Origin of the sequence: Methylocella sp., from assembly GCF_041905455.1 — a bacterium.
Taxonomy (GTDB): Bacteria; Pseudomonadota; Alphaproteobacteria; order Rhizobiales; family Beijerinckiaceae; genus Methylocapsa.
The window spans coordinates 17,523-36,497 of sequence record NZ_JAYRLA010000010.1; the positions used below are offsets into that span (position 1 = coordinate 17,523).

The window sequence follows — 18,975 nt, forward strand, 5'->3', positions numbered from 1 at the left end:
GCCCCGCTCAAGCGTCGCCGCGGCTCGCTGCGGCGCGCCTTGACTTCGCCGCGCTCGCTTGCTGTCTGAAACCGAGGGACGGGGCTTCCCCCGCGCGCCGGTCTTGAACCTGAAAGAACCATTGATGACGGACGTCCCAAGCGACGCCCCATGGGGCCGGCGGATCTCCCACGACGCGGCCCGGTCCGACGACGCCCCGCGTCGCGCCGAGCGCCAGCGCCTTGGCGATGTGCTCGAACTGTCGCATTCGCCATGGCGAGGCGCTTTCAGCGCGGCGCGCCGCCATTCCCTGCGCGTGCGGATTCTGCGCTGGTCCATCGTCGCGTTCTGCCTGGCGGCCGCCGGATCGGCGGCGGTCTACGCCGTGTTCGATCCGTTCCGTCGCATTCCGCGCAACATCACCATCGGCCAGGTGAAGCTCGACGGCACGCAGATCACCGTCGACGCGCCGAAGATCAAGGGCTTCCAGAAGGACGGCCGGCCGTACGAGATCACCGCCGCCTCCGGCCATCAGGATACGACGACGCCGGATCGGGTCGAGCTCGCCGGCATCGACGCGCTGATCGGGATGCGCGACCAGACGGCGTTGAAGGTCACGGCGCGCCACGGCGCCTACGATAATCTGACCGACAGCCTGACCCTCGACGGCGCCCCGCAGATCCGCAACGAGAAGGCGGGCTACGCGATCTTCATGAAGTCCGCGCAGATGGACTTCAAGACCGGCGGGCTGGTGTCGCCGACGCCGGTCAAGGTGCTGCTCAAAGGCGGCCTCATCGCCGCGGACCGGATGGACATCGGCGGCGATGGCATGGTCTCCTTCGTCGGCGGCGTGCGCTCGACCTTCGACTCCAGCAAGGAGGAAAAGGAGCTTCCGCTCGCGCTGCCGCCTGGCGAAGCCGACGTCGACGCGCCGGCGCCGGCCGGCGCGAGCCTCGCGCAGGAGAAGCTGCCGTGACCTTGCCCGCCTGCGCGCGCGGCCTCGCGGCCCTCGTTATCGCGGGGAGCGTCCTCGCCTCCGGCGCGCTGGCGCAGGGAAAGGCGAAAGACTCGGGCGCGGCTTTGCCGGGCGGCGACGACAAGGAGCCGATCCAGATCGACGCGGCCAAGCTCGACTATTACGACAAGGAGCAGAAGCTCGTTTACACCGGCGACGTCGTCGCGCGGCAGGGCGGCAGCACGTTGAAGTCGAGCGTCCTCGTTCTCTACCTTGCCCCCAAGCCGGAGGGCGCGGAGTCGACGCCGTCCTCGACGAGCGACGTGAAGCGCATGGAGGCGACGGGGCCGGTGACGCTGATCACCAAGGATCAGGTCTCGACCGGCGACCGCGGCGTCTACGAGAAGGGCGAGGACACGCTCTATCTCTATGGAAACGTCACGGTGACGCAGGGAACCAACGTCACCAAGGGCGACAAGCTCGCCTATGACCTCACCACCAAGAAGGCGGTCATCGTCGGGCGCGTCAAGAGCATGTTCCAGCCGAAGGACGACGACAAGAAGCAGAAGCCGAAGAACTGACTGAGCTTTGCGCAAGGCGCCGCGGCGTTGGACCTCGTCCCGCGCCTGTGTCAGAACGAGCGCGCCGCGTCATGGCGGCGCTCGGCTCAAGCGCATTTCCGTCCGACCGGCTGAAGGCCCGCCGCGGGCGGCCGACTGGCGAGGCCACGGGATTTGTCGCGATTGCCGCTGCGCCTCCTCCCTGATTTCATGAACGTTCCGCCGCGCGCCATCATTGACGGCGGGGCCGCTGGAGGCGTTCCCGAGCCGCCGGCGTCGCGTCCGCCGATCGCCGGCGCCTCCGAGCGCGCCCCCGCGCGCGAGAGCGCGGCCGTCGCGCCGCGCGCCGGGGTGCTCTCGGTGACCCGGCTGCGCAAGGCCTACAAACTGCGCCGCATCATCGAGGACGTCAGCATGACCGTCCGCCGCGGCGAGGCGGTCGGGCTGCTCGGCCCCAACGGCGCCGGCAAGACGACGCTCTTCTACATGATCTCCGGGCTGGTCCGGCCCGACGCGGGCCGCATCGAGCTCGACGGCCACGATGTGACGCGGCTGCCGATGTACCGGCGCGCCCGCCTTGGCATCGGCTATCTGCCGCAGGAGCCCTCGATCTTCCGCGGTCTTTCCGTCGAGGACAACATCCGCGCCGTCCTCGAGATCACCCAGAAGGACAAGGACCAGCGCGAGCGAGAGCTCGACGCGCTGCTCAAGGAGTTCGACATCGAGGCGCTGCGCCATTCGCCCTCGATCGCCCTGTCGGGCGGCGAGCGGCGGCGCTGCGAGATCGCCCGCGCGCTCGCCTGCCGGCCGGCGTTCATCCTGCTCGACGAGCCTTTCGCCGGCATCGATCCGATCGCCGTCGCCGACATCCAGCTTCTGGTGCAGCATCTCAAGACGCGCGGGATCGGCGTGCTCATCACCGACCACAACGTGCGCGAAACGCTCGGCCTCATCGACCGCGCCTATATCATCCACGCCGGCAAGGTGCTGACGCAGGGCGCGCCGGAGACGATCGTCGCCGACGCGCAAGCGCGACGCTTCTATCTCGGCGATTCCTTCGAGCTCTGAGCCGCCGGCGGCCGACCGCGTCTTGGGCGGGGCGCCGCCAATTTACGCAGCGCGTCCGCTTGCGTCGCGGACCTGCGTTTTCCGTGAGGGAAGGCGCGCCTTCGAGCGTGCGACGAAGTTTCACGCGGGCGTGCGCCGACTGCGAGAATTATCCTCTTGCCAAGCTGACGAAGGCGTCAATAATCACCAAGCAAGAAACGGGCCGTTCCGCCCGGCGTCGCTAAAGGTCTTCTCCGCATGGCTCTCAGCGCGAAGCTCGTGATGCGTCAGGGACAGTCCCTGGTGATGACTCCGCAGCTGCTGCAGGCGATCAAGCTTCTGCAATTCTCCAACATGGAGCTCACCGCCTTCGTCGAGGAGGAGCTCGAGCGCAATCCTCTGCTTGAGCGCGGCGACGACGTTCCGGAGGCGCCGCTCGCGTCGGCGGACATGGATTTTCCGCTGTCAGACCCCGCAGGCCCCGAGGATCTTCTCGGGCGCAGCTTCAACGAGGCGGACGAGGCGGACTGGAGCTCCAGCGCTCTCGCCGTCGACTGCGGCGCGCTCGAGGCGAGCCTCGGCACTGAGCTCGCCAACGCTTTCGACGACGACCGGTCGGCGCCGGCGCTCGAGCCTGGCGCCGGCTTCAGCGAGGCGGCGGCCGGACTTTCCGCGACCTCCTGGACAGGCTCGGCCGGCGGTCCCGCCGACGGCGAGGCGCCCAATCTCGAAGCCTACGCCGCGGCCCCGACCAATCTCAAGGATCACCTCGAGGCGCAGCTGAGCCTCGCCGTCGCCGATCCCGTCGATCGCCTGATCGGCCTCGCGATCATCGATTCGGTCGACGACGCCGGCTATTTCGTCGACGACCTCGCGGACATGGCGGCGCGGCTGAAGGCGCCGCTCGCGCGCGTCGAACGGTCGCTCGCCGTGATCCAGACCTTCGAGCCGTCCGGCGTCGGCGCGCGCGACCTCGCCGAGTGCCTCGCCATCCAGCTGCGCGAGAAGGACCGCTTCGATCCGGCGATGCAGGCGCTCGTCGCCAACCTTCCGTTGCTCGCCAGGCGCGACTTCGCCGCGCTGCGCAGGATCTGCGGCGTCGACGACGAAGACCTCGCCGACATGGCCGCGGAAATCCGGCGTCTCGATCCAAAGCCCGGCCGCGCCTTCGGCGGCGGCGCGGTCCAGCCCCTTGTCCCGGACGTGATCGTGCGCGCGGCGCCCGGCGCGACCTGGCACGTCGAGCTCAATACGGACGTGCTGCCGCGCGTCCTCGTCAACAACAGCTACGCCGCGCGGGTCGGCAAGGCGCAAGGCGCCGACGTCGACAAGAGCTTCATGTCGTCGTGCCTGCAGACCGCGAACTGGCTGACCAAGAGCCTCGAACAGAGGGCCAAGACGATCCTCAGGGTGTCGAGCGAGATCGTGCGCCAGCAGGACGGCTTCTTCCGCCACGGCGTCGAGCATCTTCGCCCGCTCAACCTGAAGACCATCGCCGAGGCGATCGGCATGCACGAATCGACAGTCTCGCGCGTGACCTCGAACAAATATATGTCGACGCCGCGCGGCCTGTTCGAGCTCAAGTATTTCTTCACGGCCTCGATCGCCTCGAACGACGGCGGCGACGCCCATTCCGCCGAGTCGGTGCGCTTCCGCATCCGCCACATGATCGACCAGGAGCGCCCCGACGACATCCTGTCCGACGACGCCATCGTGGCGAGGCTCAAGGAAATCAATATCGACATCGCCCGCAGGACGGTCGCCAAATATCGCGAAAGCCTTAAGATCCGCTCATCGGTCGAGCGGCGGCGCGAGAAGGCGCATATGGCGCAAATGTATTGAATCGCGCCGGCGCCGCACAGCGCCGCGCGTTTCAAGAATTCAGCGCAACTGCAGGATGCGACGACGCCTCCCTGATTAGAATAGGTCAAACAGCTTTTTGTCTTCTAATGCGTCCATCTCGATTCGCGGCGCTCGCTGTTCCGCTGCGGCGGTGAGCAATGTTCAGCTTGCGGTCTCCTGAGCGCGCGTCGGGCGGCCTTGACTTCGCCGGCGCCGCCGCTTAACCCTGCGGAAAACAGCGCGCCGGTGACGGCGTGGGGAGGAGACTGGCGGTGAACATGCGCCATCGCGACGGCGGCGCGCGTCTGCGATTCGCGCGCCGGCTTCAGGTTTCGGCCGGACGCATGCGCGAGGCGGGGCTGCGACAGAGCGTCTCTTCAAATCGGCCTTGGACGGGCCATCTTCCGCAGCGATGCAGGTTCGAGCTCGCGCGCCCGCCGGAGCCCTCGTCGGGGCGTCGGGAGGCGCCGCCGCGGCCCACGCGGATGAACGACGGCCGCCCGACAATTTTCACGCCGAAGGCGCGCATGAGCGGCCGGGCGCAGTCTGGACAAAGCAATTGAGCAGTTTGATCTCGTCCGAAGCGATCATCCCGGCCTTGAAGGCGGCCGGAAAGAAGCAGGCGTTGCAGGAGATTAGCGAGAGAGCCGCGTTCCTGACCGGCCTCTCCGCGCGCGAGATCTATGACGCGCTCCTGCAGCGCGAGCGGCTCGGCTCGACGGGAACGGGCGAGGGCGTCGCCATTCCCCACGCCAAGCTCGCGCGCGCCAGCGGCATGTTCGCCCTGTTCGCGCGCGCCGCGCGGCCGATCGAGTTCGAATCGATCGACAACGAGCCGGTCGACCTGATCTTCGCGCTCATCGCGCCGGAGACGGCCGGCGCCGACCATCTCAAGGCGCTCGCCCGCCTCGCGCGCATGCTGCGCGACCCGGCCGTCAAGACCAAGCTGCGCGCGGCGCATGACCGCGACGCGCTCTACGCCGTGTTGAATGAGGAGACGACCTCGCACGCCGCGTGACCGCCGGCGTCATCGCCAGGCGCGCGCCGCATAGTCGATGACGTAGGCGGACGGCGCGACGGCGATCGCCGCCATTCCCGGCAGCGCCACGTCGCCGGCGACGACGAGCCTCGTCGCGATCGTCGTCATCAACTCGCCGAACGGCGCCTTGTCCTCGAAGCGCGCGCGGAACTTCGTCTCGTCGAGGAAAGGCGCGATCTTCGGCAGGACGCCGCCCGAGAAGACGACGCCGCCCTTGGCGAGGAAATCGAGGGCGAGATCGCCGGCGCAGCGCGCGACGAGGCTCCAGAACATGGCGAGCGTGCGCGCCGCCTCTCCGCCCGGCGTCGCCAGAGCTTCGGCGACCACCCCGATCTCGTCGAGCGGGGAGGGCCCGTGGCCCAGCGCGGCGCAGCGCGCCTGGTGCAGGCGCGCTATCCCCGAACCCGAGAGCACCGTCTCCGCGCTGATCCGGCCGAGCGCGCCGATCGACAGATGCGGCCAGATCGCCGCCTCGTCCACGCCGACGGGCGCGAAATCGACATGGCCGGCCTCCGTCGGCAAGGCGAGCCAGCGGCCTTCCACCTCGACGAGCGCCGCGGCGCCGAGCCCGGTGCCGACGCCGATCACGAGTCGCGTCCCGCGCGCGTGGGGCGGGGAGGCGCCGACCGGCTTCGTCCAGTCCTCGCGTAGCGCCGGCAGCGACAGCGCCTGCGCCTCGAAATCATTCAGCAGCAGCCCCTGGTCGAGCGCGAGTTCGCGTGCGACCGCCTCGCCGTCGACGCTCCAGCCGGCGTTGGTGAGCTTGACGGAGCGGCCCTCGACGGGGCCGGCGGCGCAGGCGATGACCGAGCGGGGCCTGGCGCCGAAGGCGGCGACGGCGGCCGCGAGCGCCGCCTCGAAGGTTCCATAATCCGCCGTCTTGACGGGAGGCCCGGGCAGGAGGGGCGCGTCGGGCGCGGACTTCAGCGCGAAGCGCGCGTTGGTGCCGCCGATGTCGCACAGGACGAGCGGAAACGGAAAATCCAAGGGCGGCTCCTTCTCCTGCGCGCGGGCGGAGGCTTCCGGTTAAACCTCGAGCGCCGCGCAGGTTCCAAGGCTCGCGCTTATGTCGAAGCTCGTAAAGATGTCGTAGAGGACTTGGAAAGCGCTGACCTTCGCGCGCGCCTGACTTAAAATAGGGCGAGCTCCAAACACGAGGCTTTCCTCATGACGTTTCAATATCATCCGCCTTTTCCGCTCCGCAAGGACGAGACTCCGTTCCGCAAGCTCGACTGCGGCGGCGTGAGCGTGGAGCGTTTCGGGCCGCATGAGTTCGTCGTCGTCAAGCGGGAGGCGATGCGGGCGCTCGCCGAGGCGGCGATGATCGACGTCAATCACCTGCTGCGCCCCGCCCATCTCGCCCAGCTCGCGAAGATCCTCGACGACAAGGAGGCCAGCGACAATGACAAGTTCGTCGCCTACGACCTCCTGAAGAACGCCAACATCGCCGCCGGCGGCGTGCTGCCGATGTGCCAGGACACCGGCACGGCGATCGTCATGGGCAAGAAGGGGCGTTTCATCTTCACCGACGGCGACGACGCGAGCGCGCTCGCCGAAGGGATCAGAGACGCCTACGAGAAGAAGAACCTGCGCTATTCGCAGCTCGCCCCGCTCACCATGTTCGACGAGGTGAACACGAAGACCAACCTGCCGGCGCAGATCGACATCTTCGCCGAGGGCGAGGACTCCTACAAATTCCTGTTCATCGCCAAGGGCGGCGGCTCGGCCAACAAGACGTTCCTGTTCCAGGGCACGCCCTCGCTGCTGACGCCCGACCGGCTGAAAGCTTTCATCGCCGAGAAGATCCTGACGCTCGGCACCGCCGCCTGTCCGCCCTACCATCTCGCCGTGGTCGTCGGCGGCACCTCGGCGGAGATCAACCTCAAGACGGTCAAGCTCGCCTCGACCCACTACCTCGACAAGCTGCCGACGCAGGGCGGCGACGACGGCCACGCGTTCCGCGACCTCGAGATGGAGGCGGAAATCCTCGCTATGACGCAGGCCTCGGGCGTCGGCGCGCAGTTCGGCGGCAAGTATTTCTGCCACGACGTGCGCGTCGTGCGGCTGCCGCGCCATGGCGCTTCGCTGCCCATCGGCATCGGCGTCTCCTGCTCGGCCGACCGGCAGGCGCTCGGCGAGATCAACCGCCACGGCGTCTTCCTCGAGGAGCTGGAGCACGATCCGGCGCGCTTCCTGCCGGCCGTCGACGGCGACGCGCTCGGCGGGCAGGTGGTTGAGATCGACCTCACTCGGCCGATGCCGGAAATCCTCGCGACGCTGTCGAAATATCCGATCAGGACGCGGCTCTCGCTGACCGGCCCGATGATCGTCGCGCGCGACCTCGCCCACGCCAAGATTCGCGAGCGGCTGGAGCGCGGCGAGCCGATGCCGGACTATTTCAGGAACCATCCGGTCTATTACGCCGGCCCCGCCAAGACGCCGCAGGGCGCGGCGTCGGGCTCCTTCGGCCCGACCACGGCGGGACGCATGGATTCCTACGTCGAGCAGTTTCAGGCGGCCGGCGGCTCGATGGTGATGCTCGCCAAGGGCAACCGCTCGCCGGCCGTGCGCGCGGCCTGCGCCAGGCACGGCGGCTTCTATCTCGGCTCGATCGGCGGCGCGGCGGCGCGCCTCGCGCAGGACTGCATCAGGAAGGTCGAGACGCTCGAATATCCCGAGCTCGGCATGGAGGCGGTCTGGCGCATCGAGGTCGAGAATTTCCCCGCCTTCATCGTCGTCGACGACAAGGGCGAGGATTTCTTCAAGACGCTCAATCTCGGGTGAGAGCCGGGCGGCGCCGGGCGACCGGCGCTCCTCTCAACGGGCGAGCGCGATCCGCGGCGCCGAGGCGATTGACGATCATGAGGCCCGCGACGACGTGGCGCGTCACTGCGAGCCAAAGCGAACCGACGCCGTCAGGCGGTCAGGCCAGCTTCCATCGCGACACCCCGCCCGACGCGCCCGTGCGTGACCACGGTCGATGGCGGGTCTCCTGGCTCGCGGGTCTTCGTCTTGCGCCGCCTTCCCGGTTGCCCAGCGGCGTCATGGCGCGCGGCTCGCCGCTTACAGTTGCGGGGGCGGCCCCGGCCTTGGCGCAAGCGGCCGCACCGGAGTTCCTTTTCATCCCCGAAGGGGAGCCATCCATTTGACCGCGGCGCCGAAAAATATTGCGGTCAATGCGCGTCGCGCTTTCGACGAAGGCCGACGACGCGAACGGCGCCTGCTGTGGCGCCCAAGCCGCGCGCCGGTCCGCATCGACGCCGCGCCCGCTCAATAGCTGATCTTGAGCACCTCGATCCGCTCGACGCCCCTGGGCGTGCGCACCTCGACCTCGTCGCCTTCCTCGGCCTTGAGCAGAGCCTGGGCGATGGGGGAGAGCCAGCTCACCTCGCCAAGCTCTGAGCGCGCCTCGTCGACGCCGACGATGCGCAGGCGCTTCTCCTCGCCGTCGGCCGCGGCGTAGTCGACCGTGGCGCCGAAGAAGATTCTGGAGCGGTTGGTCTGGCGGGCGGGGTCGACGATCTCGGCCGCCTCCATGCGCTTGCGCAGGAAACGCACGCGCCGGTCGATCTCGCGCAGGCGGCGCTTGCCGTAGATGTAGTCGCCGTTCTCGGAGCGGTCGCCGTTGCCGGCGGCCCATGCGACCGTCTCGACGACTTTCGGCCGCTCGTCGCGCATCAGCGCGTCGAACTCGGCCTGCAGCCGACAATAGCCGTCTGGCGTGATGTAATTCTTCGCGCCGACGGGCGAGGCGGGCGCCTCGATCTCGTCGTCGAGGTCGTCGGCGTCGCTCTCGCGGGTGAAAGCCTTGCTCATGAGGGCGAGATGGGCGAGCGCCGCGCCTCGTCAAGCGGCGGCGCGGGCGCAGGAGCGATTATTATTGCGCCACCTGCTGCGCCGACTGCTTGGCGGCGACGGAGATCGCGCCCTCGGCCGGCTTCAGTCCGCCGAACCATCCGGTCAAAGGGGTGGGCTTGACCTCGCCCGCCGGCGCCGCGACGCCGATCATCGGTTCGGCGTCGGCGGCCCTGGCCGGCGCGGCGGTCGCCATCTGCGCGACCGGCGAAACGCGGCTCTTGCCCTTCTTGTCGTCGAGCGCGACCCTGACGCGCTTCTCCTCGACGGGCACGTCGGTCGGCGCCATGGCCAGCGTGTCCGGACGGCTCGACGCGACGGCGAGCGCCGCGAACTTCGGATGCTGTCCGCCGTCGGCGTAGATGGTGCGGATGGGTTTGACGCCTTGCGCCGTGAGCTCGGCGATCTTCGCGTCATCCTCGGCCTGCTTGGCGGCGACGAGCGAGCGCGCCTCCTCATTCTGGCGGAACTGCGGGCAGGGGCTATAGGCGTCGAAGCGTCCGTCCACGGGCGTCGCGTTGAAGACGTAGCGCCCGCCGCAGGCGGCGACGGCGACCTCCTTCTTCGTCGTCTCGAAATTGTCCGAGCCGTCCTTGAGCTGGCGCCAGAAGGCGATGTTCGGGTCGGCGCGGTATTTCGCCATGTTCTCGGCGGTCATGTGGAACGGATAGGACTGCAGCTGCAGGTCGCGCTGGCCGCCGGCGAAGCTCTCGCGCACGACGGCGTAGATCTCGCGCATCTGGTCGTCGGTCATGGAGAAGCAGCCGCGCGACGAGCACACGCCATGCACCATGATCGAGCCGCCGTCATGGCCGAGCGCGCGGTCGTAGGCGTTGGGGTAGCCGACGTTGAAGGCGAGGTAATAGGCCGAGTTCGGCTTCATCTGCGCCGGCGTCACGGAATAGAAGCCTTCGGGAACCTGCCGGTCGCCCTCGCGCGCCTTGGGCCCGAGCTGGCCGGACCAACGGCAGATCGGATAGGTCTTGAGGAGCGCGTAGCGTCCGTCCGACTTCATCTTCCAGACCTCGAACTCCGCCTCCTTCTTGTAAGTGCGGATGAGGACGGGGGCGCTCGGGCTCGTGCCCTTCTCCTGCATCAGGGCGAGCGTCTCCTTCGAGATCGGCGCGTTCGCCCTGGCGCTGACGTCGTCCGCGCCCGGCCCCTCGCATCCGGCGACGCCGAGGGCGGCGACCGCGGACATGGAAAGGAGGCCGACCCGAAGGGAGGAGATGTGGCTTAACCTCATGGACGTCTCGCGCGTTAAACCAAGCCCGGCTTCTTAACTTTACAGCAATCTACAGCCGCGTCTTCTTGATGGCAAGACAGTCAAGACGCGACAATTTTAAGCAAATAGGTAAACAGATCATTAAAATCGCCAGTAATCGTCAGCGCGCGAACCGCCCGTCCGCAATCGAAGCGGGACGCCGGGCGCGATGAGGCGGCCGGGATCGACTTGGAAAGACTCGAAATCTTCGCCGAACGCGGCGCGCGCGGACATTCGATCGCCAAAGCGGCGGGATTGAGGCGCGGCCGGGCCGCCGGCCGCAGGGCGCGGAGAGCTTGGCGCAAGGCGCGGCGGGCCCGCAAGACCGGAGCTTGCGCCGGAATTCACGACTGTTCGTCGTCGCGCGATTCCCATCGGGCCTTCGCTCGACTTGCGCGAAACTTGTCCCACGCCGCCGCTCGACTTGGCGTCGGGTGAGACGTTGCGCCGCGCCTCAGGCGAAATCGCCGCGCCGTGGCGCTTCGGCAACAGCCGGCGGCGGCGCTCGCTCGCGTCGAGGGAAGGGCTCGAACCGGACTTCAGGCGCGGGGGCGTCGGGTCAGAGCGTGCGGCCCATGGCCAGAAACTTGTCGGCGCGCGCCTCGCGAATCTGCGCGTGCGATAGCGGCAGCAGGTCCTGGAGCGCCCGTTGCACCGCGTCGCCGACGCTGCGCACGGCGGCGGCCGGGTCGCGGTGGGCGCCGCCCACCGGCTCGGGGACGACGGCGTCGACGACGCCGAAGCGCAGGAGGTCCTGGGCGGTGATCTTCATCGTCGTCGCCGCGTCCTCGGCCTTGGCGGCGTCGCGCCACAGGATCGAGGCGGAGGCCTCCGGCGAGGCGACGGTGTAGATCGCATGCTCCAGCATCACGACGCGATTGCAGGTGGCGATGGCGACGGCGCCGCCCGAGCCGCCCTCGCCGACGATCGCCGCGACGTTCGGGACGCCCAGCGCCAGCGAGGCCTCGGTGGCGCGGGCGATCGCCTCCGCCTGGCCGCGCTCCTCGGCGTCGACGCCGGGAAACGCGCCCGGCGTGTCGACGAAGGAGACGACCGGCAGATTGAAGCGGTCGGCGAGCTGCATCAGCCGCACCGCCTTGCGGTAGCCCTCCGGCCGCGCCATGCCGAAATTGTGCTTGATGCGCGAGGCGGTGTCGGCGCCCTTCTCCTGGCCCATGACGCAGACGGCGTAGCCGCGGAACCAGCCGAGCCCGCACACGAGGGCGGCGTCCTCGCCGAAATGGCGGTCGCCCGAAAGGGGCTCGAAGTCGGTGACGAGGCCCTTCACATAGTCGACGAAATGCGGACGCTGCGGGTGGCGCGCGACCTGCGTCTTCTGCCAGGGCGTCAGGGCCGCGTAAATGTCCGCGAGCGCCTTCTCAGACTTGCCTTCGAGGCGGGCGAGCTCTTCGTTGATCTGCACCGCGTCGCCGTTCACGGCGAGCGCGCGCAATTCCTGCACCTTCGCTTCGAGCTCGGCGACGGGCTTTTCGAAGTCGAGATAGCTTCTCGTCGCGGGCGCGCGCGGCGCGGCGGAGTCGTTTGCGGAGACGGGGAAGGTCATGATCTGCGGGTTGGACGCCGGAAAGCGCGGAAACTGGCGATTTTGCCTGCCCAAGTCAAGAAACGGCTTAAAATCGCGCCCGCTCTCCGGACGCCCTTGCGGAAAAGACCGTGATCGCGCGACGCCTGAACCCGCCTCGCGAGCGTTTGCGCTCGCAAGGCGGGTCATGCCTGGACGGAGTTCGCGCGCCCTCGAAGGAGCGAGGGGCGGATCAATCCTGGCCGGGCCGCCATGATGACGGATAGACGCGGTAGGTGTTCACGCCGGCTGCAAACTGCGCGTTGAACAGAAGATGGCCCACCGCGTTGAATTCCGAGAAATAGGGCTGCGAGCCCCGGCCGACGACGAGATGGCCGCTCGCGATCGTCTGGGCGTCGCCTTGCGAGGGCGCGATCAACCGCTCGGGCTGCTTGACGGATTTGATCAGGGTGGCCGTGCGCTTGCGCTCGTCGAGCTTCGCCGTGACGCCGACGCCTATCCTGCGCGCCTCTCGCGCAGGCCCGAGAACCTCGGGAAGGCGCGGGCGAAGCGCGCCTTGGCGGCGAGGCGGAAGCCGTCCATGTAGAGGTAGAGCACCGGCGTCGTGTAGAGCGTGAGCAGCTGGCTGACGATAAGCCCGCCGACGATGGCGACGCCGAGCGGGTGGCGCAGCTCCGCCCCGTCGCCTTGGCTCAGGGCCAGCGGCACGGCGCCGAGGATGGCCGCCGCCGTCGTCATCATGATCGGCCGGAAGCGCAGGCGGCAGGCCTCGAAGATCGCCTCGCGCGGGGAAAGGCCGCGCTCGCGCTCGGCGACGAGCGCGAAGTCGATCATCATGATCGCGTTCTTCTTGACGATGCCGATGAGCAGGATCACCCCGATCATCGCGATCACCGAGAATTCGAGGCCGAAGCCCATCAGCGCCAGCACCGCCCCGACGCCCGCCGACGGCAGGGTCGAAAGGATGGTGATCGGATGCACGAAGCTCTCGTAGAGCATGCCGAGCACGATGTAGACGGTCGCCAGGGCGGCGAGGATCAGCAAGCCCTGGTTGGCGAGCGAATCCTGGAAGGCCTTCGCCGTGCCCTGCGCCACGCCGCGGATCGTCGAGGGCATGCCGATGCGCGCGGCCGTCCGGTTCACCTCCGCGAGCGCCTGGTCGAGCGAGACGCCCGGCGGCAGATTGAAGGAGATCGTGCTCGCGACGAAAAGCCCCTGATGGTTCACGTTGAGCGACGTTTTGCTCGGCTCGAAGCTGGCGATCGCCGACAGCGGGATCATGAGCTCGTTGGTGGTGGCGACCGCCCCGGCCGCCGAGGCCGAGGACGAGCCCTTGGCGGCGATGGCGTTGGTCGCCGCGTCGCGCGCCGCGTCTTCCGCCTGGGTCGAGGACGAGTTCGCGCGCGTGACGACCGTTCCCGACGGCAGGTTGGTCGTCGCCGCGCCGCCGGCGGCCGCTCCCGCCGGGCTGACGTAAAGGCTCTTCAGGATCTCGGGATCCTGCCAGTATTGCGGCGCGACCTCCATCACCACACGGTACTGGTTGACCGCAGAATAGATCGTCGAGACCTGCCGCTGGCCGAAGGCGTCGTAGAGGGTCTGCGCGATCACGTTCATGTCGAGCCCGAAGCGGGCCGCCGCGTCGCGGTCGATCACCACCTTCGCGGCGAGGCCGGCCTGCAGCTGGTCGGCGTTGACGTCCGTCAGCAGCGGGCTTTCCCGCAGGGCGTCGACGAGCTTCGGCGTGAAGGCGTAGATCGCGGCCGCGTCGTCGCCCTGCAGCGTGTACTGGAACTGGGCGTTGGCCATGCGCCCGCCCATGCGCAGGTCCTGCGCGGGGAACATGAACAGCGTGACCCCGGGCACCGTCGCGATCTTCGGACGAAGCCGGTCGATGACCTCCTGCGCGCTCGCGTCGCGCTGCGCGAGCGGCTTCAGCGCGACGAACGTCCGGCCGGTGTTGGTCTCGCCGCCGCCGGTGACGCCGATGACCGACTCGACGGCCGGGTCGGCCTGCACGATCTCGAACAGCCGGCGCGACTTCTCGCGCATCGCCTGGAAGGAGGTGCTCTGGTCGGCCTGGATGAAGCCGATGATCCGGCCGGCGTCGACCTGCGGGAAAAACCCCTTGGGGACCGCCGTGAACAGGCAGACGTTGAGGCACACCACGGCGAACAGGATCAGCATCACCGCTCCGCCATGCCGCAGGGCGAAGGCGAGGGAGCGGGCGTAGCCGCGCGCCAGCGCCGCGAACGGATCGAAGCGGGGCGGGCGCGCCTCGCGCGGACGCGCCTTCAGGATGAGCGCGCACATCATCGGCGTCAGCGTCAGGGAAAGAACCAGCGAGATGGCGATGGCGAAGGTCAGCGTCAGCGCGAATTCGCGGAACAGGCGGCCGACGATGCCGCCCATGAACATGATCGGAATGAAAACGGCGACGAGCGAGACGCTGATCGAGATCACCGTGAAGCCGACCTCGCGGGCGCCTGCGAAGGCGGCCGCGCGCGGGCTCTCGCCCTCCTCGATCCGGCGCTTGATGTTCTCGAGCACGACGACGGCGTCGTCGACGACGAAGCCGGTGGCGACGGTGAGCGCCATCAGCGACAGGATGTTGAGGCTGAAGCCGGCGAGATACATTGCGCCGAACGAGCCGACGATGGACAGCGGCGTCACGATCGCCGGCACCGCGGCGGCGCGCAGGTCGCGAAGGAACAGGAAGACGATGAGGGTGACGAGGACGATCGAAAAGGTCAGCGTGCGTTCGGTGTCGGCGACGCTCGCGCGGATCGTGGTGCTTCGGTCGCCCGCCATGATCATGTCGACGTCGGCCGGCAGCGAGGCGCGCAGATACGGCAGCTCGGCCTTCACCGCGTCGGTCACGCGGATGATGTTCGCGCCCGGCTGGGCGTTGATCAGCACGATGACGCCGCTCTCGCCGTTGACGAAGCCCTCATTGCGCAGATCTTCGACCGAATCGACCACTTCGGCGACGTCGGTGAGGCGCACCGGCGCGCCGTCGCGCCAGGCGACGACGAGCGACTTGTACTCGGCGGCGACGAGCGCCTGGTCGTTCGTGTAGATTTGCAGGTTGCGCGCGTCGCCGCCGAGCGCGCCCTTGGGGCTGTTGGCGTTGGCGGCGGCGACCGCCGCGCGCACGTTCTCGAGCCCGACGCCGTATTTCGACAGGGCGTTGGGATTGATCTCGACGCGCACCGCCGGAAGCGTCGAGCCGGCGAGCGTGACCTGGCCGATGCCGTCGATCTGCGACAGGCGCTGCTGCAGGATGTTGGAGGCCGCGTCGTAGAGCTGGCCGGGCGTGCGCGTCTTCGAGGTGAGCCCGAGGATGAGGATCGGCGCGTCGGCCGGGTTCACCTTGCGGTAGGTCGGATTGGACCGCAGGCTCGACGGCAGGTCGGCGCGCGCGGCGACGATCGCCGCCTGCACGTCGCGCGAGGCGCCGTCGATGTCGCGGGAGAGGTCGAACTGCAGCGTGACCGAAGTCTGCCCGATCGAGCTTTTCGAGGTCATCTCGGTGACCGAGGCGATCTGGCCGAGCGTGCGCTCGAGCGGGCTCGCCACCGTCGCGGCGATCGTGTCGGGATTGGCTCCGGGCAGCGTCGCCTGCACCATGATGGTCGGGAAATCGACCCGCGGCAGCGGCGCCACCGGCAGGTTGAGGAAGCCGAGAATCCCGGCGAGCGCCACGCCGAGGGCGACCAGCGTCGTCGCCACCGGGCGCCGGATGAAGGGCGCCGAGATGTTCACTGCGCCGGCCCGACGTAGGGCTCGGGGGCGGCGCGTCCGCGCAGGCGCACGGCGAGCCGGTCGAAGTAGAGGTAGATCACCGGCGTCGTGTAGAGCGTGAGCAGCTGGCTGACGAGAAGGCCGCCGACGATCGCGACGCCGAGCGGCTGGCGCAGCTCCGAGCCGACGCCCTGGCCGAGCATGAGGGGCAGGGCGCCGAACAGCGCGGCGAGCGTCGTCATCAGGATCGGCCGGAAACGCAGCATGCAGGCTTCGAAGATCGCGCTCTGCGGATCGAGGCCGCGCTCGCGCTCCGCCTCGAGCGCGAAGTCGATCATCATGATCGCGTTCTTCTTGACGATGCCGATCAGCAGGATGATGCCGATCACCGCCACGACGTCGAGGTCGTAGCCGCCGATCATCAGGCCGACCAGCGCGCCGACCGCCGCGGACGGCAGGGTCGAGAGGATGGTGATCGGATGGATGAAGCTCTCGTAGAGCGCGCCGAGGACGATGTACATCGTCACGATCGCGGCGACGATGAGGTAGAGCTCGTTCGTCGACGATGAGCCGAAGGCCGCCGCGGCGCCCTGCATCGACACGCGCAGGCCGCGCGGCATGTCGAGCTCGGCCTGCGCCTCGTCGACGGCGGCCAGCGCCTCGCCGAGCGAGCGTCCGGGCGCCGTGTTGAAGGAGATCGACGCCGCGGGGAACTGGTTGAGATGGGTGACGAGAAGCGGCTTCTCGGTCTCCTCGAAATGCGCCACCGCGGAGAGCGGCGTCTGCGCGTTGGCCGCGGCGGAGGAGGGCAGATAGATCGCCGAGAGGTCGGCGAGCCCGCGCTGCAGCTTCGGGTCGACCTCGAGGATCACACGGTACTGGTTCGCTTGGGTGAAGATGGTCGAGACGATGCGCTGCCCGAACGCGTCGTAGAGCGCGTTGTTGACGCTCGCCAGCGTCACGCCGAAGCGCGCGGCGCTGGCGCGGTCGACGACGAGGTCGATCGCCCGGCCTTTCGCCTGCTCGTCGCTGTCGACGTCGGCGAGCGCCGGCTTCTCCCTCAGCTTCTCGACGAGGCGGGGGAGCCACCGGGCGAGCTGGTCCGGGTCGGCGTCCTGCAGGATGAAGCTGTACTGGGCGCGGCCGATCGTCGAATCGACCGTGAGGTCCTGCACCGGCTGCAGGAAGAGCTGCGCGCCGGGGATGCGCGCGGCCTCGGCCTGAAGCCGCGCGATGATCTCGCGCGAGCCGGCGCGCTGCGCGCGCGGTTTGAGGTTGATGAGGAAGCGGCCGCTGTTGAGCGTCGAATTGTCGCCGTCGACGCCGATGAACGAGCTGACGCTCTCGACCGCCTCGTCCTGCGCGATAAGCTCGGCGAGGCGGGTCTGCAGCTGCGCCATGCCTTCGAACGATATGCCTTGCGGCCCCTGGGACACGCCCTGGATCAGCCCTGAATCCTGCGTCGGGAAGAAGCCTTTCGGGATCGCGGCGTAAAGCGCGACGGTGAGGGCGAGCACGCCGATCGCGAGCGCGAGCGTCAGCGGCTGGTGGCGCAGCACGACGCGCAGGGTGCGGCCGTAGCCCGACACCACGGCGTCGAAGGCGCGCTCGGCGAAGAGGTCGAGCCGGGCGCGCCGCGCGCGCGGGCGCAGGCGGATGAGCCGCGCGCACATCATCGGCACGAGGGTCAGCGACACCGCCGCGGAGATGACGATGGTGACGGCGAGCGTCACCGCGAACTCATGGAACAGCCGGCCGATCACGTCGCCCATGAACAGGAGCGGGATCAGCACGGCGATGAGCGAGACCGTCAGCGAAATGATGGTGAAGCCGATCTGTCCCGAGCCCTTGAGCGCCGCCTCCAGCGGCTCCTCGCCGTCCTCGACGTAGCGGGCGATGTTCTCGATCATCACGATCGCGTCGTCGACGACGAAGCCGGTCGAGATCACGAGCGCCATCAGGGAAAGGTTGTCGAGGCTGAAGCCGAGCAGATACATCGCCGCCAGCGCGCCGACGAGCGAGACCGGCACGGAAAGGCTGGGGATCAATGTCGCCGGCAGGTTGCGCAGGAAAATGAAGATCACCGCCACCACCAGCGCGACGGCGAGGCCGAGCTCGAACTGCACGTCGGCGACGGAAGCCCTGATCGTCGTCGTGCGGTCGGAGAGGATCTTGATGTCGAGCGCCGCCGGCAGGCTCGCGCGCAGCGTCGGGAGCAGGGCGCGCACGGAGTCGGCGACGGAGATGACGTTGGCGCCGGGCTGGCGGCGCACGTTGACGATGATCGCCGGCTCGCCGTCGGCCCAGGCCCGCAGCTGCGTGTTCTCCGGCCCGCGCACGACTTGCCCGACGTCGGACAGCCGCACCGGCGCGCCGTCGCGGTAGGCGACGACGATCTGGCGGAAATCGGCGAGGGTCGACAGCTGGTCGTTGGCGGTGATGGTCGCGGACTGCGCCGGCCCGTCGAATCCGCCCTTGGGCGAATTGACGTTGGCGTTGCCAATGATGGTGCGCAGGTCGTCGATGTTGAGCCCGTAGGCGGCGAGCGCGCGCGGGTTGAACTGCACGCGGATCGCCGGCCGCTGGCCGCCGGCGACGCTCACCTGGCCGACCCCCGGAAGCTGCGCGATCTTCTGCGCGATGCGCGTCTGCGTCACGTCCTGCAGGTCGATCAGCGACAGGCTCTTCGACGTGACGGCGAGGGTGAGGATCGGCGCGTCGGCGGGGTTGACCTTGGAGTAGATCGGCGGCGCCGGCAGGTCGGCGGGCAGAAGGCTGCTCGACGCGTTGATCGCCGCCTGCACCTGCTGCTCGGCGACGTCGAGCGACAGGTCGAGGTTGAACTGGAGGGTGATGACCGAAGCGCCCGCCGAGCTCGCCGAGGTCATCTGGTTGAGGCCCGGCATCTGGCCGAGCTGGCGCTCGAGCGGCGCGGTCACCGAAGAGGTCATCACCTCGGGGCTCGCGCCGGGCAGGAAGGTGCGCACCTCGATGGTCGGATAGTCGACCTCCGGCAGCGCCGCGACCGGCAGGAAGCGGTAGGCGACCGCGCCGGCGATGAGGATCGCCGCCATCAGCAGCGTCGTCGCCACCGGGCGCAGGATGAAAAGCCGCGACGGATTCAAGGGAGCGTTCTCCGCGTCGGCG

At 68.8% G+C, this 18,975-nt stretch carries 13 protein-coding genes and 1 riboswitch; of the genes, 6 read left to right on the top strand and 7 right to left on the bottom strand.

Going from position 1 to position 18,975, the window contains the following annotated elements; all coding sequences use genetic code 11:
* Positions 1-124: 124 nt before the first annotated feature.
* From ACE3OG_RS10070 to ACE3OG_RS10090, 5 genes are all read left to right on the top strand, one after another.
* Positions 125-955, top strand: coding sequence for a hypothetical protein (locus tag ACE3OG_RS10070; protein WP_374308172.1), 831 nt, complete (start codon positions 125-127; stop codon positions 953-955).
* Positions 952-1,515, top strand: a complete 564-nt coding sequence (locus ACE3OG_RS10075; RefSeq protein WP_374308174.1) for an LptA/OstA family protein — start codon at positions 952-954, stop codon at positions 1,513-1,515. Before ACE3OG_RS10070 ends, ACE3OG_RS10075 begins: the two co-directional genes overlap by 4 nt.
* Positions 1,516-1,704: 189 nt before the next feature.
* Positions 1,705-2,562: an LPS export ABC transporter ATP-binding protein gene (gene lptB, locus ACE3OG_RS10080; RefSeq protein ID WP_374308176.1), complete on the top strand. Its 858-nt coding sequence runs from the start codon at positions 1,705-1,707 to the stop codon at positions 2,560-2,562.
* A gap of 237 nt (positions 2,563-2,799) precedes the next feature.
* A complete protein-coding gene (gene rpoN / locus ACE3OG_RS10085; RefSeq protein WP_374308178.1) occupies positions 2,800-4,383 on the top strand; it encodes an RNA polymerase factor sigma-54 in 1,584 nt (527 codons plus the stop codon).
* Positions 4,384-4,942: 559 nt separating this feature from the next.
* Entirely contained in the window at positions 4,943-5,401 is a 459-nt protein-coding gene (locus tag ACE3OG_RS10090) for a PTS sugar transporter subunit IIA (protein ID WP_374308180.1), read from the top strand.
* Between the two features lie 9 nt (positions 5,402-5,410).
* Here ACE3OG_RS10090 and ACE3OG_RS10095 read toward each other — a convergent pair whose 3' ends face one another.
* Positions 5,411-6,409: a glucokinase gene (locus ACE3OG_RS10095; protein WP_374308182.1), complete on the bottom strand. Its 999-nt coding sequence runs from the start codon at positions 6,407-6,409 to the stop codon at positions 5,411-5,413.
* A 180-nt stretch (positions 6,410-6,589) separates the two neighbouring features.
* Between ACE3OG_RS10095 and ACE3OG_RS10100 the strand changes: the two genes are divergently transcribed.
* Positions 6,590-8,206 (top strand): fumarate hydratase, encoded by a 1,617-nt coding sequence (locus tag ACE3OG_RS10100; protein ID WP_374308184.1) that lies wholly within the window; start codon positions 6,590-6,592, stop codon positions 8,204-8,206.
* Between the two features lie 180 nt (positions 8,207-8,386).
* Positions 8,387-8,579, bottom strand: a riboswitch (cobalamin riboswitch).
* A gap of 113 nt (positions 8,580-8,692) precedes the next feature.
* On the opposite strand, the gene greB is transcribed toward ACE3OG_RS10100, so the two are convergent.
* From greB to ACE3OG_RS10130, 6 genes are all read right to left on the bottom strand, one after another.
* Positions 8,693-9,238 carry a transcription elongation factor GreB gene (gene greB / locus ACE3OG_RS10105; RefSeq protein WP_374308186.1) on the bottom strand — a complete coding sequence of 182 codons (546 nt, stop codon included), beginning with the start codon at positions 9,236-9,238 and terminating at the stop codon, positions 8,693-8,695.
* Positions 9,239-9,299: 61 nt separating this feature from the next.
* Positions 9,300-10,523 (bottom strand): L,D-transpeptidase family protein, encoded by a 1,224-nt coding sequence (locus tag ACE3OG_RS10110; protein ID WP_374308188.1) that lies wholly within the window; start codon positions 10,521-10,523, stop codon positions 9,300-9,302.
* Positions 10,524-11,100: 577 nt separating this feature from the next.
* Complete coding sequence (locus ACE3OG_RS10115; RefSeq protein WP_374308190.1) at positions 11,101-12,105, bottom strand: acetyl-CoA carboxylase carboxyltransferase subunit alpha; 1,005 nt, start codon at positions 12,103-12,105, stop codon at positions 11,101-11,103.
* Positions 12,106-12,316: 211 nt separating this feature from the next.
* Complete coding sequence (locus ACE3OG_RS10120) at positions 12,317-12,502, bottom strand: hypothetical protein (protein WP_374308191.1); 186 nt, start codon at positions 12,500-12,502, stop codon at positions 12,317-12,319.
* A gap of 77 nt (positions 12,503-12,579) precedes the next feature.
* Entirely contained in the window at positions 12,580-15,849 is a 3,270-nt protein-coding gene (locus tag ACE3OG_RS10125) for an efflux RND transporter permease subunit (protein ID WP_374308193.1), read from the bottom strand.
* Positions 15,846-18,953: a multidrug efflux RND transporter permease subunit gene (locus ACE3OG_RS10130; protein ID WP_374308196.1), complete on the bottom strand. Its 3,108-nt coding sequence runs from the start codon at positions 18,951-18,953 to the stop codon at positions 15,846-15,848. The genes ACE3OG_RS10125 and ACE3OG_RS10130 overlap by 4 nt, the downstream gene beginning before the upstream one ends.
* Positions 18,954-18,975 lie beyond the last annotated feature (22 nt).